The organism is Rossellomorea vietnamensis NBRC 101237 (assembly GCF_001591825.1).
GTDB classification, from domain to species: Bacteria; Bacillota; Bacilli; order Bacillales; family Bacillaceae_B; genus Rossellomorea; species Rossellomorea vietnamensis.
This window is the reverse complement of record NZ_BCVQ01000007.1, coordinates 111,117-136,928: the sequence shown is the minus strand read 5'-3', so window position 1 is coordinate 136,928 and position 25,812 is coordinate 111,117. Positions and strand designations below refer to the sequence as shown.

24 protein-coding genes and 1 pseudogene are annotated in these 25,812 nt (G+C 39.1%); 5 read left to right on the top strand and 20 right to left on the bottom strand.

Annotated elements, in window-relative coordinates; all coding sequences use genetic code 11:
• Nucleotides 1–130 precede the first annotated feature (130 nt).
• Both BVI01S_RS06195 and ald read right to left on the bottom strand, forming a co-directional pair.
• Nucleotides 131–811, bottom strand: coding sequence for a metal-dependent hydrolase (locus BVI01S_RS06195; RefSeq protein WP_061809649.1), 681 nt, complete (start codon nucleotides 809–811; stop codon nucleotides 131–133).
• 162 nt (nucleotides 812–973) lie between these two features.
• Entirely contained in the window at nucleotides 974–2,092 is a 1,119-nt protein-coding gene (gene ald, locus BVI01S_RS06190) for an alanine dehydrogenase (protein ID WP_061809648.1), read from the bottom strand.
• A gap of 242 nt (nucleotides 2,093–2,334) precedes the next feature.
• Here ald and BVI01S_RS06185 point away from each other — a divergent pair, with 242 nt between their 5' ends.
• Nucleotides 2,335–3,663 (top strand): purine-cytosine permease family protein, encoded by a 1,329-nt coding sequence (locus tag BVI01S_RS06185; RefSeq protein WP_061809647.1) that lies wholly within the window; start codon nucleotides 2,335–2,337, stop codon nucleotides 3,661–3,663.
• 428 nt (nucleotides 3,664–4,091) lie between these two features.
• Here the strand turns inward: BVI01S_RS06185 and BVI01S_RS06180 are convergent, their stop codons facing one another.
• The 6 genes from BVI01S_RS06180 to BVI01S_RS06160 form a co-directional block, all read right to left on the bottom strand.
• Complete coding sequence (locus BVI01S_RS06180) at nucleotides 4,092–4,568, bottom strand: Shedu anti-phage system protein SduA domain-containing protein (RefSeq protein WP_280512988.1); 477 nt, start codon at nucleotides 4,566–4,568, stop codon at nucleotides 4,092–4,094.
• Nucleotides 4,569–4,694: a hypothetical protein gene (locus tag BVI01S_RS23105; RefSeq protein ID WP_280512985.1), complete on the bottom strand. Its 126-nt coding sequence runs from the start codon at nucleotides 4,692–4,694 to the stop codon at nucleotides 4,569–4,571. It lies immediately after the preceding gene.
• Nucleotides 4,695–4,821: 127 nt separating this feature from the next.
• Complete coding sequence (herA, locus tag BVI01S_RS06175) at nucleotides 4,822–6,549, bottom strand: anti-phage-associated helicase HerA (protein ID WP_061809645.1); 1,728 nt, start codon at nucleotides 6,547–6,549, stop codon at nucleotides 4,822–4,824.
• Nucleotides 6,549–7,757: a DUF4297 family anti-phage-associated protein gene (locus BVI01S_RS06170; protein ID WP_061809644.1), complete on the bottom strand. Its 1,209-nt coding sequence runs from the start codon at nucleotides 7,755–7,757 to the stop codon at nucleotides 6,549–6,551. The genes herA and BVI01S_RS06170 overlap by 1 nt, the downstream gene beginning before the upstream one ends.
• Nucleotides 7,758–8,122: 365 nt before the next feature.
• On the bottom strand, nucleotides 8,123–8,380 hold the full coding sequence (locus tag BVI01S_RS06165) for a hypothetical protein (RefSeq protein ID WP_061809643.1): 258 nt from the start codon (nucleotides 8,378–8,380) through the stop codon (nucleotides 8,123–8,125).
• 434 nt (nucleotides 8,381–8,814) lie between these two features.
• Nucleotides 8,815–9,762: a hypothetical protein gene (locus BVI01S_RS06160; RefSeq protein WP_061809642.1), complete on the bottom strand. Its 948-nt coding sequence runs from the start codon at nucleotides 9,760–9,762 to the stop codon at nucleotides 8,815–8,817.
• A gap of 213 nt (nucleotides 9,763–9,975) precedes the next feature.
• Between BVI01S_RS06160 and BVI01S_RS06155 the strand changes: the two genes are divergently transcribed.
• Complete coding sequence (locus BVI01S_RS06155; protein WP_061809641.1) at nucleotides 9,976–11,268, top strand: competence protein CoiA family protein; 1,293 nt, start codon at nucleotides 9,976–9,978, stop codon at nucleotides 11,266–11,268.
• A gap of 152 nt (nucleotides 11,269–11,420) precedes the next feature.
• Here BVI01S_RS06155 and rbsB (BVI01S_RS06150) read toward each other — a convergent pair.
• The 12 genes and pseudogenes from rbsB (BVI01S_RS06150) to BVI01S_RS06105 form a co-directional block, all read right to left on the bottom strand.
• Nucleotides 11,421–12,219, bottom strand: a pseudogene (rbsB, locus tag BVI01S_RS06150) (ribose ABC transporter substrate-binding protein RbsB); the annotation flags it as partial.
• Nucleotides 12,216–12,557 (bottom strand): hypothetical protein, encoded by a 342-nt coding sequence (locus BVI01S_RS22130; RefSeq protein WP_082804680.1) that lies wholly within the window; start codon nucleotides 12,555–12,557, stop codon nucleotides 12,216–12,218. The pseudogene rbsB (BVI01S_RS06150) and the gene BVI01S_RS22130, both read right to left, overlap by 4 nt.
• A 355-nt stretch (nucleotides 12,558–12,912) precedes the next feature.
• Nucleotides 12,913–13,038, bottom strand: a complete 126-nt coding sequence (locus BVI01S_RS23100; protein WP_280512984.1) for a hypothetical protein — start codon at nucleotides 13,036–13,038, stop codon at nucleotides 12,913–12,915.
• A gap of 103 nt (nucleotides 13,039–13,141) precedes the next feature.
• Nucleotides 13,142–14,965 carry a DUF2357 domain-containing protein gene (locus tag BVI01S_RS06145; protein WP_061809640.1) on the bottom strand — a complete coding sequence of 608 codons (1,824 nt, stop codon included), beginning with the start codon at nucleotides 14,963–14,965 and terminating at the stop codon, nucleotides 13,142–13,144.
• The gene (locus BVI01S_RS06140) at nucleotides 14,949–16,907 is read right to left on the bottom strand and encodes an McrB family protein (protein ID WP_061809639.1); all 1,959 of its coding nucleotides are present in this window, start codon (nucleotides 16,905–16,907) and stop codon (nucleotides 14,949–14,951) included. Before BVI01S_RS06140 ends, BVI01S_RS06145 begins: the two co-directional genes overlap by 17 nt.
• 1 nt (nucleotide 16,908) lies before the next feature.
• The gene (locus tag BVI01S_RS06135; protein ID WP_061809638.1) at nucleotides 16,909–18,018 is read right to left on the bottom strand and encodes a hypothetical protein; all 1,110 of its coding nucleotides are present in this window, start codon (nucleotides 18,016–18,018) and stop codon (nucleotides 16,909–16,911) included.
• A gap of 710 nt (nucleotides 18,019–18,728) precedes the next feature.
• The gene (rbsB, locus tag BVI01S_RS06130; RefSeq protein WP_061809637.1) at nucleotides 18,729–19,658 is read right to left on the bottom strand and encodes a ribose ABC transporter substrate-binding protein RbsB; all 930 of its coding nucleotides are present in this window, start codon (nucleotides 19,656–19,658) and stop codon (nucleotides 18,729–18,731) included.
• Between the two features lie 10 nt (nucleotides 19,659–19,668).
• A complete protein-coding gene (gene rbsC, locus BVI01S_RS06125; RefSeq protein ID WP_034756545.1) occupies nucleotides 19,669–20,622 on the bottom strand; it encodes a ribose ABC transporter permease RbsC in 954 nt (317 codons plus the stop codon).
• Nucleotides 20,615–22,105: a sugar ABC transporter ATP-binding protein gene (locus BVI01S_RS06120; protein ID WP_061809636.1), complete on the bottom strand. Its 1,491-nt coding sequence runs from the start codon at nucleotides 22,103–22,105 to the stop codon at nucleotides 20,615–20,617. The genes rbsC and BVI01S_RS06120 overlap by 8 nt, the downstream gene beginning before the upstream one ends.
• Nucleotides 22,106–22,123: 18 nt before the next feature.
• Complete coding sequence (gene rbsD / locus BVI01S_RS06115; protein WP_061809635.1) at nucleotides 22,124–22,510, bottom strand: D-ribose pyranase; 387 nt, start codon at nucleotides 22,508–22,510, stop codon at nucleotides 22,124–22,126.
• A complete protein-coding gene (gene rbsK, locus BVI01S_RS06110; RefSeq protein WP_061809634.1) occupies nucleotides 22,507–23,397 on the bottom strand; it encodes a ribokinase in 891 nt (296 codons plus the stop codon). Before rbsK ends, rbsD begins: the two co-directional genes overlap by 4 nt.
• Nucleotides 23,398–23,403: 6 nt before the next feature.
• Complete coding sequence (locus tag BVI01S_RS06105) at nucleotides 23,404–24,384, bottom strand: LacI family DNA-binding transcriptional regulator (RefSeq protein ID WP_061809633.1); 981 nt, start codon at nucleotides 24,382–24,384, stop codon at nucleotides 23,404–23,406.
• Nucleotides 24,385–24,619: 235 nt separating this feature from the next.
• On the opposite strand from BVI01S_RS06105, the gene BVI01S_RS06100 reads away from it, so the two are divergent.
• The 3 genes from BVI01S_RS06100 to BVI01S_RS06090 all read left to right on the top strand — a co-directional run bounded on the left by BVI01S_RS06100 (nucleotide 24,620) and on the right by BVI01S_RS06090 (nucleotide 25,708).
• Nucleotides 24,620–24,859, top strand: a complete 240-nt coding sequence (locus BVI01S_RS06100) for a hypothetical protein (RefSeq protein WP_061809632.1) — start codon at nucleotides 24,620–24,622, stop codon at nucleotides 24,857–24,859.
• Between the two features lie 116 nt (nucleotides 24,860–24,975).
• A complete protein-coding gene (locus tag BVI01S_RS06095) occupies nucleotides 24,976–25,419 on the top strand; it encodes a hypothetical protein (RefSeq protein WP_061809631.1) in 444 nt (147 codons plus the stop codon).
• Between the two features lie 64 nt (nucleotides 25,420–25,483).
• On the top strand, nucleotides 25,484–25,708 hold the full coding sequence (locus tag BVI01S_RS06090; RefSeq protein ID WP_061809630.1) for a hypothetical protein: 225 nt from the start codon (nucleotides 25,484–25,486) through the stop codon (nucleotides 25,706–25,708).
• The last annotated feature ends 104 nt before the right edge of the window (nucleotides 25,709–25,812 follow it).

Here is a 25,812-nt window from a genome sequence, read left to right as displayed (position 1 = left end):
TATAAAGTCATCTTCAACAAACGGGGGCTATAATTGAATAAGAACAATAACAAAAGCTTGGGATATCCCAAGCTTTTGTTATGTTATTTATATTATTAGCTCACTTCTTATTTAGGTAAAGAAAACCCTATTAATATTCAATCACATCTCCAGCCTTCATAACCTGCCCCTCAGAATCCTCAAGCATCTCGACGAATTTATGCGGATCCTGCTTGATCGGCGGGAATGTATCGTAGTGGACCGGTACAACTTTTTTCGCTTTCAAGAAGCTAGCTGCCGTCGCCGCATCCTCTGGTCCCATCGTGAAGTTATCCCCGATTGGAAGGAAAGCGAGATCAATTGGATGACGCTCCCCGATCAGTTTCATATCAGAGAATAAGCCTGTATCACCTGCATGATAGATGGTTTTCCCTTCAATCATCAACAGAATTCCTGCAGGCATACCCATATAGATGATTTCATTTCCGTCTGTAATCAGACCTGATCCGTGGAAAGCCTGTGTGAACTTCACTTTACCGAAGTCGAATTCATAAGCTCCCCCAACATGCATCGGATGAGTCTTCACCAGTTGCCAGCTTAGGTAGGTCGCCAGTTCGTGGTTGGCGATGACGAGTGAATCGTTTTTCTTCGCAAGCTCGACTGTGTCCCCTACATGATCGTTGTGACCATGAGTAAGGATAATGACATCGGGCTTTTCGTCATCCACTTTAAGATCCGTCAATTCGTTTCCGTTGATGAACGGATCGATTAAAATCGTTTTACCGTTTGTTTCGATTTTCACTACTGAATGTCCGTGATATGAAATCTTCATAATCTCTCTCCTCCAAATAAACTTATCTATTTTTCTTACTCTCGTATGCTACTTTATGTTATACCCGAATTTCATAAAAATAAAAGTGAGTTTGATCATTGGTGGGGAATTCAGCATATAAAAAAGCCGACTGAACATTCCCATCCAGTCGGCTTCCTGTTGTTATTGTTGCTCTAATTGTGTTCTAGTATCTGAGTAGTCTACAGTATGCGCCTCAGCAACAGCCTGATACGTCACATATCCATTCAATGTGTTAATACCTTTAAGTAGAGCTTCGTTGTCTAAGCACGCTTTTTTGTAGCCTTTGTTTGCGATTTGAACCGCGTAAGGTACGGTTACGTTTGTTAATGCGATGGTTGACGTACGTGGTACGGCACCTGGCATGTTGGCAACGGCATAGTGTACAACACCGTGCTTCACGTATGTTGGATCGTCATGCGTTGTGATGCGGTCTGTTGTTTCGAAGATTCCGCCTTGGTCGATGGCGATATCGACAACAACTGAACCAGGTGTCATCGCTTTGATCATCTCTTCTGTTACTAATTTAGGTGCTTTCGCTCCTGGAATCAGTACAGCACCGATGACTAAGTCTGCTTCTTTGACAGCTTGTTCGATATTTAACGGGTTAGACATAAGCGTTGTTACGTCGCTACCGAAGATATCATCAAGCTGACGAAGGCGATCCGGGTTAAGGTCAAGGATCGTGACGTTGGCACCAAGTCCGACAGCCATTTTCGCTGCGTTCGTACCGGCCACTCCTCCACCAATGATCGTTACTTTACTGCGGCGAACCCCAGGGACACCTGAAAGTAATACACCTTTTCCACCGTGGATCTTCTCTAAGAACTGGGCACCGATTTGAGTCGCCATACGTCCAGCCACTTCACTCATCGGAGTTAGTAATGGAAGGGCACGATTCAGTTCAACCGTTTCGTACGCGATTCCGATCACTTTATTATCGATTAACGCTTTCGTTAATTCCGGCTCTGGAGCAAGATGTAAATATGTAAATAAGATAAGCCCCTCGCGGAAATAAGAGTACTCACTTGGAAGTGGCTCTTTTACCTTCATGACCATATCCATGGACCATGCTTCCGCTGCAGAATCAACGATGTGTCCACCTGCTGCTTTGTAATCTTCATCTGTAAATCCTGAACCCATTCCCGCTCCAGCTTCGATGTAAACCTCATGTCCAAATTGAACAAGGTTCACAACACCAGCCGGCGTCATGGCCACACGATTTTCGTTGTTTTTAATTTCCGTTGGTACACCAATACGCATACTAAGCCAACCTCCTAAATGCACTATTGCTCCTTGGAGCATTCACTTCCTAAATATAACACTTTTCATATATAATAGCGAAGGGCAATTACTCACCCTGTAAGCACTTACATTCTAACAAATAAATAAGGAAATATCTCTATTTTTCTTTAAAAAAATAAATGATTATTTCTTCGCTTTTTTTCAAAAATTCTTTAAAATAGAAACCATGCATCCTAGTATACCCAAAGGAGACTTTTTTTATGAAACAACCGATGATCGAACGGCTCGGACTCGAAAAGGTCCCACCGGAATTAAAATCAACCACATGGATCGAATACTTCATCATACAGCTCGCCTTCTCCGTGAATGCAGGAAACTTCCTCATCCCGGCACTCGCCGTCCTAGAAGGAGGACTATCCTTCCAGGCAGCATTTCTAGCCACCGTACTCGGAGCAAGCGTCGCCTTTCTATTCGTATCATTCCTGTCACTACCGGGCTCCCGCTACGGCCTGCCCGCTCAATACGTCCTGAGATCCATCATCGGAACCCGGTTGTCGATGCTCATCGCATCCCCCATCCGGTCCCTGACGTCCCTCTACTGGTTCAGCGTCCAAACCATCGGAGGAAGTTTCGTCATCATCTCCATGGTGGAAAAAGTAACACCGTATACGATTCCGTTCATCCCGGTCGCCATCGGACTCGCCATCATCATGACCCTTCTAGCCCTCATCGGCTTCGAAGCCGTCAAAAAAGCGACCAAACTATTCATCCCGATCCTCGTGATCGGACAGGGAATCATCCTCTACCTGTTCCTGACAAAAGGAGCCGATTCCCTTCCAACACTCACACAAGGCCAGGAACCCTTCTCCATCGGAACGTTCCTATTCTACTCAAGCCTCGTCTTCGTCCAATACATCTCCGGAGTGAGTGCATCATCTGACATCACCCGCTACAGCAAGAGTGACCGCCACGGATTCTGGGGACTGTACGGAGGTAACGTCGTCGGATTCATGATGACCGCGCTCCTTGGAGGATTGGGTGCCAGCTTGTTCAAAGATTTGAATCCATTCGTCGCAGCGGGGCAACTGACCGACTCCAGCCTGCTTCTATTAGTGATCACGGCTTGTGCGATGGTGTCAATGATTTCGATTAATCTTAGTAATGCGTATACAGGGGGATATAGTCTGCTTAATGCACTGCCTTCCCTATCGCGCATTCAAAGTGCACTGTTGTTCAGTTTAGCCGGGATTATATTAAGTTCGTTTCCGCAGCTGGTTTATAATGCGCAGGAGTATATTTCTTATTTGGGGATCCTGATCATTCCGATATCGGCGATTGTGGTGGCTGATTATTTGGTTATTCGGAAAGGAAGGATTTCTGAGAGTGCGCTTGTGCGGCTTGCTAGTGGGGAGTCGAATTTTAATCGTGAGGCACTGTATGTTTTAGTGATTGGGATGGTGATTTATTTGGTGATTCCGGATTCGTTTTCGCCGGGGTTTAGTTGTTTTATTATGACTTCTATTGTATATGTGCTTAGTAAAACAAGGGGTAGGATGGAAGGGCAGAATCCTATTCAGAAACTTGGTTAAGAAAAAAGAGTGAACCTGTGTGTGTTGTTGTAGGTTCACTCTTTTCTTATAAAAAAATAGAAGTTAGCGGTATTTTGTTCGTTCCCCTTCATTAGTTTTTCTTTTCTGGTTGCGTAATCTTTATCAGAAATCTACCCTGCTGTTTTAAATGGCCAATATATTGCAGTTCTCATATGAATGTGGACAGACCCCCAGTACATTAACGCTTCAATGTACCGAGGGTCTGACTCCATTATCTAAGATTCATAGTATGTTTTCTCTCACGATGCACAAGAGCTCGCTGAAAATGTTCAAAGGGTGTTACACTTTGTTTATATAAGAAGTGGAGCAAACCCCAATCCTTTGATTGTACTATACAGTAAATTATTTACTAAATTTCATTCTAATAATAAGTTATAAAATCCTGTATCATTAAAAAAGATATGATTTTATTTTATTCTTGTAAGAAAACTATCCCATGACATTAATTCAATAGGAAAACCTAAAGATTTTTGCCATGCAGCTCTTTTTTCGTCCTCTACATGCTGTAAACTTGGGTTATGTCTCCCACCAATCACAACACCAACAACATCTACAGGCTTAGTTTTATCAACCATTAGACTTCCTCTTTCACAAAGTAAGGAGTTATATACTTGAGAACCAGCTTCAACCGTCGCCCGAATTCTATGTACTTCATCACGGTAAGATAGACTATTGGATTCAGAGTATTGCTTTCGTCTAATAATCTGATCAATACCTTCCAAAAATTTCGCGTTGAAAGTTGCACCCTTTTTCGTTGGATTGTTTACTAAATCGAATTCAGCACCTTTAACCTCGATGAGATATATTTTCATGAACGACCTATTTGTAAAAACTGCAAAATCACAATCTCCAGTGGTCCCAACTGTAAGTTCAGAAAAACAGATTTATTCATCCTCAGGTTTGGCATACGCTTTAGCAAATAAAGATAAGTCTTTTTTTAATATCGTTTGTATTTTTTGTTCATTCGAACCTGCTTTAACGAGTTTATCTAGTTCCGATAGAATTGACATTATTATTTCCCCATTTCAGAAATTCATTTTACTATTTCCTTATAATAGATATTCAGGAAATCAAGGTTAGATTAATGCTTAAGCGCTCCAGGGTCTGACTTCAATAATTCTGTTTCGTGCATTTTGTTTATTTGTACCATTCATTTTTTATTTTCTCTATGTCAATGTCTTTCCATTCCGATTTCCAAAGCTGCCAATAAGGAATATCATTTGATGAAGGAGGAGTATGGCATTTATCAATTTGAACTATAGTAGGTAAAACCACAGAGTCCCCAACGAGTAAAGCTTCTCCAGCTTGTAACGAAGGCATTTTCTCTATCAAATTTCCCATGGTATCAGGCAAGAGTCTCTTTACATAATTCTGGTCATTTGGATTGGTTAAGCGCATTGCAATAAAATTATTACATTGTGAGAAGATAGTTTCAGATATCTCTGATGGTCTTTGACTTGCAAGTAAAAGGGTAACTCCATATTTCCGCCCTTCTTTTGCAATCCTTTCAATAGATTTTTTTGAAGATCTATATTTAGAGAGATCGCTGTTAGGTACATATTTATGCGCTTCTTCGTACACTAGAAGTACAGGAGCATCATTATTAAGCGTTTCTTGCGGGTCTAGTTGGTACCTCGACTTTTTATAAAAATAACCATATTCGAAAATAATTCTAGAAATCAATGAAACAGTTATACTTAAAACTTCAAAAGGTACACCACTTAAGTCAATTACAGTGACATTTGAATTTCCATGTGCATTTTTATCCCCAACATAACCCAAGATATTCTTAAGAGTATCTTCAAAAGATACTTCTTTGGAAGCTTTACCAAGTAAAAAATCGAATCTCTTGTCGTTAATCTTGTTTTCTAAACGATTAATAAAGTTTATTAACTTCCCATTAACACCACCGTTTGATGTCCCAATACCTTCAAGATTTTCAACAAAAAGCCTCGAAATATTCTCTTCGTTGTCTTCAAAAACTTCTCCTACAGAATCTTTCCATTTAATTATATTATCTTTTTTTCTTTCATTATTTCTGTTTTTTACGTACTGTAATACCTCATCAATATCAAAAAAAGTTGGAGAATCAAAATGCAACTTTTCTTTAACAACCTGATCATCTCCTACTTTAAGTTTACGATTATTTACTACTGCTTCTCTGAATATATTTCTTTGATTATGATCATTAGCCTCTGTGTCAAGAAAAAGTACTTCCAACTCCTCACTATTTAATAACCAGTATGGCATTGTTAAGTTAGAAATATCAATAAAGTTTGCATCAGGAAACGCAGACTTATATTCCGAATGAATATCAAATAATATTATGTGTGAATTATTTAATGTGAAATCACCATTTTTTTCACTAATAGCACTTTGTAGAATCGTTGAGAGAGTGTGTGATTTTCCAGAGCCCGTGGAACCAACAATTGCAATGTGTTTATTAAAAAACTTGTTACCATCCACTGGAATATTTATGCTAGGATTTCCTGATAAAGAAGAAAAACTAAACTTTACTTCATCTTCTAAAGAATTCTCAAATATTTTTTTTATTTCCTCTTCGGATGCTGGTTCTACTTTTTTAGGGGGTATAGCTATGGAATCTCCTCCTCGAATAAATTTATCATCTTTGATTAAACCCAGTGGAATTGCTTCAATTATGTACTTTCTTTCTCCTTCATTTGTAACCTCTATTGAAAAGTTTTCGATTATTACAATTAATACAGCACTATCATTATCAAAAACCCTAAGATAAGAACCCACTCTTAGAGTTTCGCCAGCCACCTTTAAATCTTCTAAGTCATCTACCGATATCTTAACTCTATTTGGATAGACAGAAATAACTTCAGCTTGATTTTTACTCATTATTGTAAAACCTCCTTTATTTCTTTAATTCCTTTAAGTTGAATTTTAATATGTTTGATTGAAGGATCCTCTAAATCAAAAAAAGGAACATCTTTGTATATTTGATATACTTCCTTTGTTTTTGTAATTTTTTCTAAGGTTAAATAAATGTCTTCTAATTTATTTATAATTTTTATTTTTATATTATTGGATTTATCAGGTGCTGCACAAAGAGATTCTGGAGAAAAAGGGGATCCAAAAAAGTTATATCCATCAATAAAAAAGTGACCTTCTAAAAATAACTCTTGTTTCAAACCAACTAACTCTAACTCTGAAATATTGTGAATATATATATATGGACAGAAGGGAGAAGGGTTTCTTTTCATATGTGTATTTCCCCATCTTTGCGAAATTAGAAGTATTAATTCTTTTAATGCATTTCTCTCGTATGTTGATTCATCAACTTCTATCAAAAAGAACCTTTCAAAGGGTGATGTATTAAGCCCTGAACTAAAATATTCATTCTTTATCCTTTTCAGAAATTGTTCATGCCCTTTTAAAAAAACAAACCATTCATTAAATAGAATATCTTTAGTATTGATTTTCTCTAAAAATTGTTTCTTACTTAATGTTCTCTCAGCCTTACTTTGTTTCGTTGATATATCTTTTATTAGTTTAATTGAATTATTATAATAGAAATGTTCAGCTTCAAAATCTGTACAATTAAACACATTTTTTATTGAGGATATGATTTGATCTAATTGAGAATTATAATCGTAAGCATTTATATCAATTTTAAGTTTACTTAAGAATTGAATAAGGTCTTCATTTGTTAAGTTTAAATCTTGATGTTGATAATACTTTGTACCACCTTTACTGTACGTAAGAAAATGTCTTTTCAGAAATTCTATATCAATTGGTAATTCAAGTTTGTGATGTCCGTTTTTAAAGTGCCCATATAAAAAATACTCTACATTTGTTTTGTATTGACTATAATGAGTAAGCATCATCCGTATTGGCTTTGCTATGACAGAATGGTTATACTCAGTTTTGGCATAATATTTGCATTGGATTGCTTTTTCTTCTTCTATTGTTTTTGTATCTACATCTTCGATTCCTTCTAACGTTACAGTACCATCCAAGTCATCTAGTCTAAGTAATTGAAGTATTGAATAATCAAATTGGTAAAAGTACCCTGTAATTGTGTCTGTAGCATCTCTTTTACTCATTATAATTTCCCAACCTTTAGATAATAATGTTCCCCCGTTACAAATTGTTTTTATGTGAGGAATTTAATGTTTCAAACAAATATACAACATTCAGATTTTTTCATAAACTACTTAAAAATTAAAAACAAAATAACTCTAAAAGGAAATACGTGTTGTACACCTAATAAAACCTTACCAAATATCCAAAACCACTTATTACCAATAATACCACATATCCCTGATTATGGTTATTTTCCCATCAGAAAGTTCTCGTTTTTCCCACTAAAAATTTGCAGATCCTTATTCACTCACTTTACCAAAAAAACCAAAATCTAATGTAATAACTTTATCTTAAATGTATTTCTTTGCTATACATTCAACTTTATTTACGACTTAAACGTATAGACACTCCCATACTTATACTTCTCAGACTCCAACCACTTACAAGATTGCCACATTCTCACTTTATAAAACAGGACCTCTCGAATCTTCCCAATCGACCGAATATACGGCTTTTCACCAAGCACCACACACCCTACCTGTACTCGGCCCTCATACATGACATTCAACAGAATCCACATATACAGGTGATTTAATGTATCCAAATCAAACATCCATTGGTTTAAATTTCTCCATCTATCCATTTGATTCACTCCTGTTTCAATATGTATTCAACCCTTATATAGTGAGATTGGCTGGGAAAGGATACCCCTTAGATCAATTTTCTTTTTAAAATATGTTGTTATTAAGTAGAGGAAGTCTAAACGCTAGAAGTGGAGGAGAAAATGAAGAGCAGGTTTGTTATCTTAAAGATGATTATTTCTTTTAACTTAATCATCAGAATAACAGAGTCAGAACCCCAACTCATTTAGAGCAAACCCAAGCAAGAAAAGCTAAATTCTTTTCTTCACTACTTTTATCAACAAGAAAAAAACCTCATTCGTATAAATGCACGAATGAGGTTTACCACCACAATTTATTCTGGAGAAAATCGGGGTCAGAACCCCAGTACATTAATGCTTCACCTTACAGAGGGTCAGACCCCAATATTTTAAAAAGTAAATTATTGCTTTTGAGATTATGCAGTTGAATTTTTTCTTAGTAGTTCATCAATATGTTTCTTCCATTGCTCCCTATGAATTAGGCGGTGTTCATGCAGGGAATTTCTAACTATTTCTGCTTTTGACATCTTGGAGATAATTTCCCAATCACCTTTTATTATATAAGTAGCATTTCCTTTATATGCACTTTCAAAAACATACAAACCCAGTGATTCAAAACCAAAAATAACATATCCAGAAAATCCATTAATACCAATAGCTTCAAAATCGGGAGAATACTGATCTATCGTTTGTAACCTGTCCCAAATCACCATTTTTTTTGAATTTGACTTATTTTTAGTCATTTCATTATATCTTTCTTTTCTCTCTTCCCAAGTTAGTTTTTCCCCTTGAGGAAATAAAACCCAGTTTAATCGTTTAAGCTTTTTTGATTTAATAAAGGCATCTAAGTCTACCGAGAGAATTTCTGCTCTCTTAAATATCTCCAATAATACGTTTATACCGGTTAATGCTTTTATTTCATCCTTTTCTACTGTTTTAATAAAAGTCTCATTTATCATTAAATACGTACTTTCCCCTTTCTTTTCAATTGTTAATTCAAGTGATGGCCCAGTGATTTGTAATCTGGGGAATCTTTTCATTGGTATATCCACAAAATCTGTAACTTCTACTTTATTGTCACGACCATGGAATTCAACTCTTGTGTAGTACTGTTGTCTATATACTATTTCTTTTTCTTTGTCTTTTTGAGGAATTTCTTTTCCTTCTAAATTAAATCTTGTAAATCTCCCTTTTATTGGGGGTACTACTGTTTCACCTAATTGAATCGGCTGGCTAAACCCTAGTTCTTTGAGTTTCAACATATCTTGCTCTTCAATTAAAACTCCTACTCTAAAACACTCTCCTTCATTTACTGAATCAATATACTTTTTTATTGAATAGATATATTTTTTACCGTTTATCATAATGTAATCCCCTCTCTTAGTTATTTGAATTTTCAATATATTTATATTTATAATTACATTATACTACACTTTTGTATTTTTTTAGGTTATTAGGGAAAATCGGAGTCTACCTCCAGAGAAAAATAATAGTCTGCTCATTTTGAAAATATTTACAAAAATCTAATTTTAGATAATAATAGAATATATAAATTGTATATATGTGGGGGAGAGTGTATGAGAGAAGCTTTACATGTAATAGATAATGAGATTTTCAAACTTCCCTATTCCGCTTCAAATGAGGCAGTAGCGAATTTTAAAAAGCTTGCTAAAAAAGAGTTATATAAGTGTCCCTACTGTGATGCAGTATTAATTGTGAAGTATGGGGAATTAAGAGGGCTTTATTTTTCTCACCAACACTCTGAAGCCTGTGAGGAATCTAAAAGGGTCGAGAAGGCCGAAAAGAGATACGCTAAGCAAATAGAAAGAGAAACTCAACTTCACAAAGTTTTATTAGATATTATCTATGATGAGCTATCTATCAAGTCTAAGATAAACCCAGAAGTGTACGTAAATAGAGGTTATAAAGAAAAAACCGAATGGAAAGAGTATCCGGATATATATGTAAAATTAGGCGATAAAGAACATGCTTTGTGTGTGATTACCAACGTAAACCCTTCTGGAGACGGTAATCTAGCACAGCATATAATGAAGAGACACAACTATTTTCTTAACGAAGGACTTGAGCCCATATGGTTTATCGAGAAGAAAGAACAAGCAATAGAGAGAGATAAAAATAGTATCATATTGTGGGAAGCCGAGCTCACCATTGCATCTAAAACCAAGGAAGATAAAAATTGGGACAATCTTTTCACTTCTGAAATTGAAGATGAAATGTTCTTTGATTATTTTAATTATCCCCGACATGATACAGATAGCGAGATAAATACTAAATGTTTACTTTATATTCTCAATAAAGAAGATAAAATTGTAATTCATGTCCAACGTTTCCTTAAAGACCGTATAGTTAAACCACTCAGAGCCTTTATGATAAACGATGGGTATGAAATACCTTTTGGACAAGCATTAATTGTTGATAATGGCTTTAGATTAAGCAACCCAGAGATCGAAGAGGAAAATAGAAACAGGTTTTTGGACTCACTAAAACAAAAACGTGAACAACACTTGGAGCGCCAGAAACTTGAGGATGAAATGAAAAAGCTCAAATTAGCACAAGAAGAAGAGATGCGTAAAGTTGAATTACAGGAACAAGAACTAAGATTAAAAAAACTTATTGACCAAAGAAAAGCTGAAAGTATCAATAGGGCTATGTCTTACGAAGAATTAAAACAGCTTTTAAGAGAAAAGATTGGACTAACTCAAAAAGAACAAATGGAGCTGTGGACTAACTATTTGCCTAGAATCGGTTTAAAGAACTCTCAGCTTGTTTGGGAAATTGTATTAGAAAACAACTGTAGGAGCTTTACTGACCTTAAAGCAGCGCTTGGGAAAAAGTATGGTCTGTTATAAGTTGTGAATAGCTAATATCATAAGCATTAATAGTGTGGAGACTTAAAACTAATAATATTGGAAAATCGTATATTGAGGGAGAGTTTTCACCTTTCTCTCATTATGACAAAAGAAAACCCCTTCAAGGCCCTGAAGGGGTTTTTCTAAAATATTTATCTCTTATTCTCAACATTCTCCTCCGTCACCAACTTCAACGGCACCGGAATCTTCTTCTTCACTTTCTTACCCTGCAACACATCAGCCCCAGCCTGAACGGCCAACTGACCAATCTTCTCAGGCTGCTGAGCAACAGTTGCAGACAGGTTACCATTACAAATGCTAGTCATCGCATCTTCATTTCCATCAAATCCAACGACTAATACATCACGCCCCGAACTCTGGATCGCCTGCAGTGTGCTCCCAATGCCATTTCGTCGTTATGAGCGAACACGGTTTTGATATCTGGATTTCCCTGAATCAGGTTCTCCATTGTATTCAATCCTTCGGTACGATCAAAGTTTGCAGTCTGCTTGGCCACGACATCAAGCTTTTCATCCGCGATGTTGTGGAACCCGGCTCCCCGCTCACGGTGGCGGATGCTCCAGGGACACCTTCCAGCTCTGCAACCTATGCTCCTTCACCAAGCTGTTTCACTAGATATTCACCGGCCATTTCGCCGCCCTTTTCATTATCCGAGCTGACGAGTGTCGCGACGTCTCCTTTTTCCGCTGAGCGGTCAAGGGTGACGACGGGAATACCTAGGCTGTTGGCGGACTGGACGGCGGTGGAGATGGCCGCTGAGTCCGTCGGGTTGATGAGTAAGACGTTGACGCCCTGTTGGATGAGGTCTTCTACGTCATTGATTTGCTTGGCGTCGTCGTTCTGGGCATCGACGACGACGACTTCCATGCCTTGTTTTTTCGCTTCGTCTACTACTCCATTTTTCATGGAGACGAAGAATGGGTTATTCAGGCCTTATTAATAGCGTCAAACAATTTAGCTGAGGATAATTTGCTTAATTCTATATTACTTGCTAGTGCAGGCTTCGCGTATTTATGAACAAACACATCCGCATCATGGGCATTAAAGCCCTTTTCCAAAATTAAGTATTGATACAAGTTTCGCCGAGGAGACAGCATAAACTTCTCGTTTTGAAGGGCAGTCATTGCTCTCTCTCGTTCAATATCACACACCTTCATCATTACACGAAGAATTTCATCATCCTTGACCTTTGCTTCAAACAGCGCTTCAGTCACAAGTTTTATCTCATTATTTCTCTTATGAATTTCTTCTAAAGAACCTATCTTCATTTTTATTCCCTCCAACTTTTAATTTTTAAGAAGTATAGCCACTTCCTATACCTCTGGTAACAGGTGCATCTAAAGAATCTGTTATAAATTAAATCCTCGTGTGCCCATAGGTACTCTATATGTTAAATGTTCTATAAATATAATAGAATATTTTCCAATAAATGTTAAAGCTTTTACGAGTTATTAAAAATTTATTGTAATTGTGGCTAACTCCTTAAAGTGTAGAAATTATTTTTTTGACTTTAATAAATCAGCTAAGCCTCTACATCGAGTTCAAATAGTATTAAACCAATTACTTGATTGCATTCTATTTTCCCCGTACTCAATGATATTTTCCTCATTTTGCTGCAAAGCACTAGCCATTAAAAGCCATTGTAATATTTATTCTTTGTTTAGCATCCTTTAAGTCTAGTAATAATCTGTCTCTTAATTCAGAACTTTTTCCAGGTCTAGAAAAATAAACTTCAATATTATTTGTCATTGAAATCTCCTTATATAATTGGCCTATATAAACAAATTGTTTTTAGAACCACATCTATTTACATGGTTTTGTCCAAGCTTCTTTTGTTTTTTAATAAATAATGCTAATTTGTTCCTTCATATGCATGAACTATTTTTTGGATAGCTTCTGCAATTCCTTTGTGAAAATCTTTTTTTTGTTCTAAAGGAGTAAGTTCTATTAAGCGTATTCGGTAATTTTCCATAGGATTTTTTGGTGCTATATTTTCTTCGTGTTTTGGATACAATGCCCAAACTTCGTGTACCGGTCTATATCGATGCCACTGACCTGGATATTTTTTTTTATAAAGGAACGAAGATTCCATATTACTTCTATAGGCAATAAGTTGCCTCATAGTATCAGTTTGCCTACTTCCAATTAACCTGCTGCTGTCCCATATAAACCTTAAAGGACGATATTTAAAATCCACCATGATAGTGCCAATATATTCGTCTTCAGTATACAAGTCCATACGAACATCTGGACGATTATGACTATAATTTGCATAAATTGGCTTACTTAATATTGTATCCTCTTTTTTAAATGGTAATGATTCATCATACACAAGACTCAATTTTAAATTACCTCTTTTAAACTCTACGGTAGTTCCTTGTTCTAAGAATGGTATTTGAATAGATTTAGAATTAGGGCTAATATCGAAAATCCAACCTTTTATTACTTCGAACCCAACAGACTCATCCTGTAACCCGGTTACAAGTTGTAAAAATCCCCAGATTTCATACAATAAATCTGTTCGTTTCCAGTAATAATCATAGTTGTTGTCTAGTGATATGGATAATTCTTCATTCTTTAAATTGCGATATAGAGTAAAAATTTTCTTATATCTCTGATCCAAGTGCATAGAGTGAGGAAGAAGCAGACTTTGCGGCTCTTCAACTTCTGTTATCCATTCGTTACTTAATAAAAGCATGCATTCACTTCTTACCCGACGCACAAATAATTCATAATCACTAAGTTCTTCTAGAACTTTAAGTTTTAAACGAATTTGTATATGATCGGTTTCGTGATATCGATATTCTTTTTTTATTTCCCCTTGAACCATTTGTTTGTGCTTTTCCAAATAATCAAGGAGGTTATTCATTTCCCGAACAATAAATCTTCCAATTTTTTTTATCCATTGGTTCTCTAACAAATCATAATTCCTGATGTTTGAAGGAGAATAAATATAATCTCTGCTCTCTGGGTGCCTAGACCGATAATAAATACTAGTAGCGTCAATCCCTCTTGCTTTTCCTTCTAAAACTAACTTATATTCTTTTTTAATTCTCATTCGTGGGTCAGCTTGAATTTCTTTTATTGCTGTAATCCATTTAGTAAAATCCTTCTTTATTACATATAACTTCCGCAGAATATGAATAGGTATTGGAACTGAGCTATCCATACCAATACTAGCGTTTTTCCGAATCAAATCCTGAGCAAGACCATGCAATGATTCTTCAATATCATTACGCATTGAAACCCATTGCTCCTCAGTTATCTGTTTAGGCTTTATTTTTAGCCAGGAATAATAAGTTAACCCTTTCACTACTACTTTTATACGATAATATCCAGGTATTAAAGGATAAAAACTATCTGTATTTGAGGTATTTTTTTGATTATCATACAAAACAACCGGTATAGGCGAGGGAGGTAAATAAGCCACATCATCCTCACCTACTTCCAAATAACGCATAGGAATGGTGTCTAATCCATCCATATACAATCGAGCATTTTCATCCTCGCAAGTAAATTTTAAGATTAAGCGTTTATTTTCCTTTAACTCAGGTACTTTATTATCTAGCATTTTATATAAATCCATAATATCTGAAACAAAATCAGAGAGAACTATATCGTTATCTTCTCTTTGATACTCGGGTTGACTAAAGGTAATTTTAAACGGTATGTCCATAAATTCGTAACTCCCTAGATTTTTCCTTTATCAAATCTTTTGTCCGATTAAATTCATAGGTATTTGGCATTGAAGTCAATAAATCTAAGAATTTACTTTGTTCCACTTGCTTTGTATCTGGATTATAGTGTCCTAGTAACTCTAAAAATTGTTCTTCAGAACCTCGAATCTTTGTTAAAACTCTTTGGACTACCTGAATATCAAAGGCTTCTTCGCGGCTTAATGGTGCAACGCTAGGAAGATTGTTTAGAAAATTACTTACCTGACGTATTATGCGCCAACCAATTCCTAGATTACGACTGCAATTTTGGAATTCTTTATGCAATTCCCATAAAAGCTTAGACTCTTCAGGATTCAACAAAATTTCACGTTCAATCCTTTTAAATGACTTATACATATCAAAAGTGAAGGGGTTTTCCCGTGGAGTAACATTAGCTGGTTTAGGTAACTCCCTGATGCGTTCTTCCTCCATTGTTAAAACATCAGAGTATGGTTTAATATCTAAGCTAATTACATTTGCTCTATCTAAAACTTTGTCAGAGAAGTGATATGTTGATTCATCTAAGTTCACTGTACCTACAAAAATAACATTACTACCAATCCTTAATGTCGAAGGGAACAGATTCTGATTATAAATACGTGAACTATATTCATCATTGTATAAGTGCAGGATCCGCTTATTTTCCTCCAACTCTAGTACAGATAAAAATTGAGAAAAGTAATGTTCTACTCGCGCAAGATTCATCTCATCAAAACAGACAATATGCAAGTCGTCAGAATAATCATTAGCACGAGTTAATAGATTTAATAATCCTGAATCTCCAGGTCGATACACGTTATGTAATGTATCTAAATATCCAATTACATCCGCATCATCTTGCCAAAAAGGTCTTACAGGGATGAACAACAATTGGTCTTTACTTAATTTTAAAGCATGAGCATAACATTGAACCAATTTTGATTTTCCTGTTCCACTCATACCGGCTAAGACTACAAGACCTCCAGTTTTCATTGCTGTATGAAAATTGTATAAATCTTTATCATCATAATAGAGACCCCAACGTTTGCATTCGTTTATAAATAATTCCATAAATTCCGCTTCTTTGTAGTCACTATCATTTTCCTCATTTTTTATATTACTTGCCTCTTGTTCTTCTTCTCCAACTAACGTTTCGAAGGTACTATTACCTATTGGTTCTCCATATCCTTTTAACATTTTCTGTAACTCCTCGCAATGTTTAGAATCCATAAAAAGGACTTGATCGTGAAGATAACTTTCTAAAACAAAATCCATTTGTAAATTCATACTTTTTATGTCATTTAAGTATGAATTAAATCTAAAACCACCATTAGCATATTCATGTTTTGAAAACTCTCCATAAAGTGTATACTCATGTTGTTCTGGGCGATGTTTCCATAGAATCATAGAAGGCGTATCATCATCACTATTAGATACTTGTTTGTTATCTCCTACATATTTATTTTTTTGCAATTGTTGCTCAAAAACCTCTTGTGTACGTTCTGTTGTCTCTTCTGAGAAAATTGGAATAGGCTCAAGAATTGTATCCGTACGAAAGGAATCAGACTTTTTTACTATATGAATGTTTTTTGCGATGTGAAATTCTGAAACCCCGTTTGGCTTTCTTAATTCCACTTGAAAGAAAAGAACGTACCTATTTAAGAATTCCTCTAATTCTTCTCTTCTTTGGTAATCAGGTAGTGAAGTATTATCGTAAAATCCCCAATTATCCAAATCTTCTGCGTAACAACATACGTCTTTAACTTGTCGTGGGAAATTTTCTGGAGGTGTAGAGATTATTCTAATATAAAATTGTAAATTATTGTTTCTATTAATGATAATTGAGTTTCGTCCCGTTGAGACCTCTCCATCATTTGCTAAAACGCCAGCAAAACTAATACCCCATTTTCTAGCTCCATACATGTTAATTAGCCCTCGCTTCTAGTTTATTGTATTTATTAATTTCTCTTTTAACTTCGATGAAGTCTTTGCATATTTTAATTATATTTTCATCCAAATTTGCATAGGACTCATTAACCTTCAGTAAAAGTTGGTCTTTTTGGGAAAGTTCATATAACAAAACCCAGTAAGCATTATATTCATTGGAAAACTCATAGTCGTGTACCTCATTAGCATCAACAAATTCAAACTTAACTTTTTCGCTTTTAAACTGTATAAGTGATGCAGGTCTTCCAATTACAAGTATCTGAATCTTCACTTCTTCTGACTCGTCCATTAAGTAACTCTTAAGCTCTATATCTTCTTTTAATTTCTTTACTTCAATTTCAAGTAATTCAATTTCTCTTGTGAAATTATCTCGTTCTTCTTTCCATTGTTCTTTTTCCTGTTCGTATTCATTACTTATGGCTTCTCTTTCTTTTAATAGTTTTCCGTAAAGATGATTCTTCTCATGTAATTTCCTAAGGGAGTTGCTTTGACTCTTTTCAAGCTCTTCAACTTTTGCTTTATGTAAAGCATCTCGTTTCTTTAACTCGTTTGTTAGATTCTCAACCTTTTGAACTAATCTTTGAAACTTCTTCCCTTCTGTTTTGTTAGCACATACTTCTTCTTTCGTCTTTTGCTCTTGTTTCTTTAAATATGACTCATTAGAAATAACATTATTGCCACTGATTTCAATAGATTGATTTGGAATTTCTAATAAACTACTAGTTTCATCTTGCAAAGTAGCAAATAGCTGCTTTGCGAGTTGCTCTTCATTTTCCGAGATTAGTTTTAATAAGACAGTAGTCGCCCCCTTTTCTTTGGAAAGTTCAACCAACTCGTTTATTTCCTTATTTTTATATTGTTTTTCATCTCCCTCAATCAGACTGTTATTTCGTGACCAAGCTAATAGTTTGGTATAATTTTCGTTACTTAATAGGTTCGTAATCAGACGTTTTCGGTTTGTCTTAACATCTTGAATGGTATTTGTTCGAAAGCCCTTACAAATAAGATTATTATTTTTGTAAATTTCAAGCAAAACAGCATTATCGTATTTCGATAGTAGCCATTTCCATATATCTTTAACCTTCATAGTTATCCTGCTTCCTGTTATAGTTTTTTAATGTGTTTAGTAGCAAATATTACTTAACTTGGACTCGAATTAATATTACATAATCAACACTCCTTTATTGGGTTGCATTTGTTATTCATACTCAATACTATTTTACTAAATATAATCCTTTTTATGGATACATTAATATATTTTACATTACTATTTAGTAATTATTTCTAAAAAGTTAAACTTTAAGGCTTTTTCTTATACAGGAGAATAAAGTGGTTTCTTTTGATTTTCTCTGTCAAAAAAAGTAAATATTAAGTGAGAGGTAGGGGGAGAAAAAAATGGTTCTCTCCATACACTCTTCTATCAGGGGATAAGGGCTTAATTATTAAACTTCACCACAGTTTGTTCGAAAAATTTACCAAGTAACGCTAAGCAATTGATTAATTTTGGTGCTCTCCTTTTCAATACTATACCGCGAGTAGCGATAGAGTCGTTGCCATCTACTCTCTAAGCTTCATGAGGTTAATGCCGCTGAATAGACGTGATCATTAGAATGGTGTCACTCTATTTAGATTTTATAGGTACGTAGGTTGACGTTCTCAATAGAAATCACTAATTTCTAAGTACTTTTAGTATAGAACCATTTATCCCGCAAAGATTCCCCCCTGCCTTTACCACAATAATAAAAACCCCTTCCGCAATAAATACACGAAAGGGGCTCCCCATCTCATTCATTCTATCTATTTCTCCACATTCTCCTCCGTCACCAACTTCAACGGAACCGGAATCTTCTTGTCTACCTTCTTCCCTGACAACACATCAGCCCCAGCCTGAACGGCTAGCGAACCAATCTTCTCAGGCTGCTGAGCAACCGTCGCAGAAAGATTACCATTAAGGATACTAGTCATCGCATCTTCATTTCCATCAAACCCAACGACTAGAACGTCACGACCAGAACTCTGGATCGCCTGCAGTGCTCCCAATGCCATTTCATCATTATGAGCGAATACAGCTTTGATATCTGGATTCCCCTGGATCAGGTTCTCCATCGTATTTAATCCTTCGGTACGATCGAAGTTTGCCGTCTGTTTGGCCACGACATCTAAATTTTCATCCGCGATATTGTGGAACCCGGCTCCACGCTCACGTGTGGCGGATGCTCCAGGGACACCTTCGAGTTCTGCCACCTTTGCTCCTTCACCAAGCTGTTCGACGAGGTATTCTCCTGCCATTTCTCCGCCTTTTTCGTTATCGGAGCTGACGAGTGTGGCGACGTCTCCTTTTTCCGCTGAGCGGTCAAGGGTGACAACCGGAATGCCTAGGCTGTTGGCAGATTGAACGGCAGTAGAGATGGCCGCTGAGTCCGTCGGGTTGATGAGTAAGACGTTGACGCCTTGCTGGATGAGGTCTTCTACGTCATTGATTTGCTTGGCAGCATCGTTCTGGGCATCAACAACGACGACTTCCATGCCTTGTTTCTTCGCTTCGTCTTCTACTCCGTTTTTCATGGAGACGAAGAATGGGTTATTCAGTGTTGAAACGGATAGTCCGATTTTGATGTCTTCAGGGTTAGAGCTTGTATTTGGCTTCGCCCATTCCGGCGGCTGCAGGGAGCAGGCGCCCAGGAATAGGAGTGACAAACTGATTAGTAGTAACCATGCTTTTTTCATAGTATCCCTCCTACGCTGCTTTCTTTCGGTCGATGAGAACGGCGATGATGATGACGACACCCTTTACGACCATTTGGAAGAAGGATGAGACGCCGAGCAGGTTCAGACCGTTGTTTAATGTTCCGATGATGAGTGCACCGATCAGTGTTCCGACGATCAGTCCGCGTCCGCCTGACAGGCTTGTCCCGCCTAGAACGACGGCGGCGATGGCATCAAGTTCGTAGGATGTACCCGCTGTCGGCTGGGCTGAATTCAGGCGTGACGTGAGGATCGCTCCTGCGAGTGCTGCCAGTAAGCCGGCCAGGGAGTAGATCATCACTTTGATGCGTGGTACTTTGATCCCTGAGATCAGGGCTGCTTTTTCATTTCCACCGATGGCATACGTTTTTCGGCCGAACGGGGTTTTATGCAGGATCACCCACAGGATCGCGAACGTCAGGATCATCGTGACGGCAGGTACCGGGATTCCAAGGAAGTATCCTCTTCCAAACAGTTGGAATGCATAGCTGTCACCGAGTCCCGTGATTGGATTTCCGTCTGTGTACACGAGCGTCAATCCGCGGAACATCGTCATCGTTGCAAGTGTCGCGATGAATGGTGCCATTTTTCCTTTTGTGATCAATAGTCCGTTGACCATTCCCATCACGGCTCCAAGGATACAGCCGATCAGGATCGCTAGGATCGGGTCGATTCCTGATACCATCATCCCTGCCATAAGGGCACTGGATAAGGCGAGGATCGAGCCGACGGATAAGTCAATTCCTCCGGTCAAAATGACGAAGGTCATCCCGTAGGCAATCAGGGCGTTGATCGCGACCTGTCGTAATAGATTCAATAAGTTCAGGGGTTCTAGAAAACTAGGGTTGATGATGGATACGGTCGCAATCAGCACAAACAGTCCTAGGAGCGGACCAAGCTTTTGCATCAGATTGCCGACGTGATTCGTTTTAAGTGCGTTATTCATGTGCGTGACCTCCTGTCGCCAATGTCATGATTTTTTCCTGTGTGGCGTCTTCCTTTGATAGCTCTCCTGCGATGGTCCCTTCATGGACGACGAGGATGCGGTCGCTCATTCCGAGCACTTCTGGCAGCTCGGATGAGACCATTATGATCGCGACGCCCCGGTCGGTGAGCTCGTTCATCAGTTGATAGATTTCCCGTTTCGCGCCGACATCGACTCCCCTTGTCGGTTCGTCGAGGATGAGCACTTTCGGACCGATGCCGATCCATTTGGCGATGACCACCTTCTGCTGGTTCCCGCCGGACAGGTTCTTTGCGTGGGTCCGGGCTGATTCGGTTTTGATTGTCAGCCGTTTAATGAGCATTTCCACAAAGTCCTGCTCGCTTTTATCATTGATCAAGCCTTTCTTCGTGAAGCTGTAGAGGCTTGGAAGGGCTATATTATCCTTCAGGGAAAAGTCGAGGACGAGTCCTTCATCCTTCCGATCCTCGGTGATGAAACCAAGACCGAGCTTCACGGCCTGATCTGGTGTTTTAATGGTGACCGGTTTCCCGTTCACGATGATTTCGCCTTCATATCGTCCGTCGAGTCCAAAGATGGTGCGCATGATTTCCGTTCGGCCTGCCCCCATCAATCCTGACACGCCGACAATTTCTCCTGAACGTACCTCGAAGCTCACTTTCTCAAAGAGTCCCTTTTTCGTCAGGTTCCTGACTTCAAGCATCGTTTCTCCTGGCTTTGGTTGGCGTTTTGGAAAGCGGTCGGTCAATTCACGTCCGACCATTTTCTTCACGACCTCATCGAAGTTCGTCTCGGGGATCGGCGTCGTATCCACCGTGCGTCCGTCCCGCATGACCGTGATGGTGTCACAAATCGTGAAGATCTCTTCCATCCGGTGGGAGATGTACACAATCGACACGCCGGCTTTCTTTAGCGAACGGATGACGGTGAAGAGCGTTTCGATTTCCCGGTCCGTCAAGGCCGCTGTAGGCTCGTCCATGATGATGACTTTTGCATCCGTCATAAGGGCTTTGGCGATTTCGATCATCTGCTGCTGCCCGACCGAGCACTGCCCCGCTTCTTTTGTGAGAGGGATGGAAATGTTCAGTTTCTTAAACTGCTCATTCGCAACCGCTTTCATTTTTCTCGTATTGATGAGACCGAATTGTGTAACCGGTTCCTTATTGATGAAAAGATTCTCAAGGACGGTCATCTCCGGCCAGACGTTCAGTTCCTGATGGATGAAGGCAACGCCGAATTCCTCGGCCTGCTTCGGATTGTCGAACGTCATGTCCTTCCCGTCGATAGTGATCGTGCCCTGATCCTTCTTGTGAAGACCCGTCAGGATGTTCATCAGGGTCGACTTTCCGGCCCCGTTTTCTCCCATCAGGGCATGGACTTCGCCGTCCCCGATCTCGATGTCGACGCCTTCAAGGACCTTGTTCGTCCCAAATGCTTTATGGATATTCTTCATGCTGATCTGCATGCTACTACCCCCTTTGTTTTAAAAAATGACTCCCGCGTGAAGAATACAATTCGCGTACGGTGTGACTTCCCCCGTGCGGATGACGGCCTTCGCCTTGTGGGTTTCTTTCTTGAAGTCTTCATGGGATACATACTGGATCCCGTCGAACCATGAGGTCATCTGTTCGTGAACCCCTTTATTCGTTTCGACTTCTTCAGCTAGCGTTACGGTTTCAACAACCATTTCTTCCTTTAACAGTTCGACCACGTCTAGGAAGGACGGCTCTCCCGGTTTCAATGCCAGGTCGATTTTCACGACGTCTGACGGAATCGGGAGACCGGCATCGGCCACGACGATCGTATCCGTGTGGCCGAAGTCGGCCAGTATTTTTGCTATGTGACTGTTCAAGATGCCATGTCGTTTCATTCTGCCAGCTTCCTTTCCACTTCGTCTCTTGTCGGCATTCCGCCCTGTGCCCCGAATCCGGTCACGGAAAGAGATGCGGCGCGGTTTGCGAATCGGAGGCTTTCATCCATTGACTGTCCTTCAGCAACAGCCGTTCCGAATGCGGCATTGAAGGTATCGCCTGCCCCTGTCGTATCCACCACTTCTACTTTGAAGGAAGGAACGAGAATTTCTTTTATTCCATTATGGTAGCGAACTCCCGCTGCTCCTTCGGTGATGATGACTTTGTCAGGATATTGTTTCAGCGCTTCTGACGGATTCATTCCATTAAAGAGTACATCTGCTTCATGTTCATTCGGTGTCAGGTAGCTGGCACCAACGATGACATTCTGTGAAATCTTTCGTGCCGGTGCCGGGTTCAGTAGCAGTGGTACTTCAATCTTGTTACAAAGATCTGCCACGTACTCAACTGTTTCCTCCGGGATTTCCTGCTGGATCATGATGAGATCGCATGTTTTGAGGAAATCTGCTGCTTTCTCAACGTATTCTGGTGTCACAAGATCATTGGCCCCTTTTACGACGACAATGCTGTTGTCCCCTTCAGCGAGGATGATGTGTGCGGTTCCGGATTTCTGACCTGTAACCGGTTCCACATACTCTGTATGAACACCGTTACTCTTGAAGTTTTCCAAAATCTCTTTGCCGTAAGGATCATCGCCGACGCATCCGATCATGTAAACATCTGCCCCAAGTCTTGCTGCTGCAACGGCCTGGTTGGCTCCTTTTCCTCCGGGTACCGTGTCAAAGCTGTCGCCAAGTACCGTTTCCCCTGCACCGGGGCGTTTCGCTGATGTGACCACTAGATCCATGGATGAACTGCCGATTACGGCAATCTTCGCTTTTTTCATCTTCCTTCATCCCTTTCGTGTTGTGTTTCGCTGTATGAGTTCAACCGGTAGCTGAACCGTTGTATCGATGTTTTTTTCTTTTTTTATCAGTTTAATCAGAAGTGCCGCGGCCTGCCTGCCCATTTCGTAAGCCGGCTGCCTGATCGTCGAGAGCGCCGGATAGGAAAGGCTGCTCTGGGGGATGTCATCGTAGCCGATGATCTGTACGTCTTCCGGAATCTTTTTCCCGAGCCTCAAGGCCTCATGGAGAATCGCGATCCCGACGATATCATTGCTCGCGATGACCCCGTCCGTATCAGGATAGGTGGCGAACAGTTCCTCAGCCCAGCCCTTTGCGTCTTCAAAGGAGAACGAGGTCGTGGACATCACCGTGAAATCGACGTCTGTCCCGCTTAAATACTCGACGGCTCCACGGAACCGGTCCTGAGCCGGCTTGACGTGTGCCGGCCCCTTCATGACGGTGATCCGCTTCGAGCCTTTTTCCACTAAGGTCTTTGCCGCGAGGCGCCCTCCTTTGCGTCCGTCGGCATAGACAGCCGGATAGTTGTCCGTAGTCCGGTCAAGGAGGACGAGTGGGAGATTCAATTCACTATACAGCTGATCATGCTCCAAATGATTGGTCGCAGAGATCATGCCGACGACATTGTTCTGAACGAAGGTCTGGATATAATCCAGTTCCTTCTGGATGTTCTCGTCGCTGTTACCAAGGAGGAGCCTGAACCCAGCCTCGCTCACTTCATCCTCGACCCCTCTCGCCAGCTGCGGGAAGTACGGGTTCGTGATATCCGGAAGCAGCAGTCCGATCAGTCTCGACTCCCGTTTATAGAGAGAGCGTGCCACCTCATTCGGGCTGTAATTCAGCTTCTCGATCGCCCCCATCACTTTCTTCCTCGTCTCGGCTCCTACATAGCCGTTATCATTCAGCACCCGGGAGACAGTCGCCACCGACACCCCCGCTTCACTCGCCACATCCTTGATTGTTGCCACGTAAGTCACTTCCTGTTCGTTTGGTTGGTTATTTGTGTAACCGGTTACACATAAGGTAACACAATTTTGTAATCGTTTGCAATAGTTTCGTTTGTTTTGATCTCTTTTTAAATGGATGGCACGGACGTGTTCGAGGGGGGATTTTATCCAGATGTGAATGGATATCAACGAATATTACAGAATTTACTAATATTTCCCCCTTTGTTCCTTTATACTTACGTTAAGGGGTGAGGCAATGAAAAAAGGTTGGATTTCAATTGTCGGTGGAATTATTGTAGGCTTGATTCTCTCTTTCTTTACGCTCGAATATGATGGATGGAAATACATTACGGTCAGTGGGAACGGAGAAGTAGAACAAGTCATCCATGAGCTTGATTTTAACCTTATCACAAACACTTTTCTTCTGATGATGGCATGTGGAATTATCTTGTATTCGATATTATCCATGATTGAAAAGAAGAAGTCTAAAGATTAAGAGGACCCAAAGGTTCTTTAATTATTTCTAAAAGATCAACCATATTCTTTATAAGAGGTATTTCCTAACGGGACACTTAATTCTATTCGGTTTCGCCTAATTCAAAAGGGGGCGTTATGATCAAATATTGTTTTTGTATAATAGTGGTTGCCTTGCTTCTTGTCGGATGTTTTGAGGATTCTAGGGATTCAATCGTTTTTGAGAAGCTAGAAGTATCACAGGATAAAGCTGTTCCAGAGTTCACTCTACTAAGCAGAGAAGAGATGGACAATACAACAATGCGATACACTGAGGTCGAGATAGCAGAGGTGGGTGAAGAAGCTGCTAGACTATTTGTTGCTGATAGTTTTTCTGGGTTAAATGACCACTTCTCTTGTGGGGTGGTAGACGTTATAGACAAAAAGGGTAATAAGTATCGTGCCATTTATATAGGTGAGTATTATGAAGAAAATTTCGGTGCAGAAAACGAGTATGAAAAAGAAGTTTTAGAGTTGTATCGTTCAAGGAAAAAGGCAAAAAAAGATGATATGCCGTACATCGAGTTTAAAGAAATTGATTAGAATTTATGTTATTCCATTATTGGGCAGGTTAATTCAATAACAAAGACTGAAGAGGAGGACTCTTATGAGAAAAATATGGTTTCCTTTATTATCATCAATTTTGACAATGGCACTATTTTATTGGATTGGTAATATATTCGATTTATCTCTATTTAGGTTTTCATTAGTTCTAAACGAACCGTTAGAAAATGGGTTGATTTTTGATGCAAATATTGCATTACTTCCTTTTGCTATCGGCTTATTAGTTGGATTTGTTGTAGAGCGTATAGTGCAAGTCAGAAGCGAATAATTGCGATTGAGGTACATTGAAAAAAAAAGAGAAACAAGAAAGAACAGGGATAAATGAGTTCAAGTTTTGCTAAAGAGCTTATTACGCTAAAGGGGGTGTTTGTT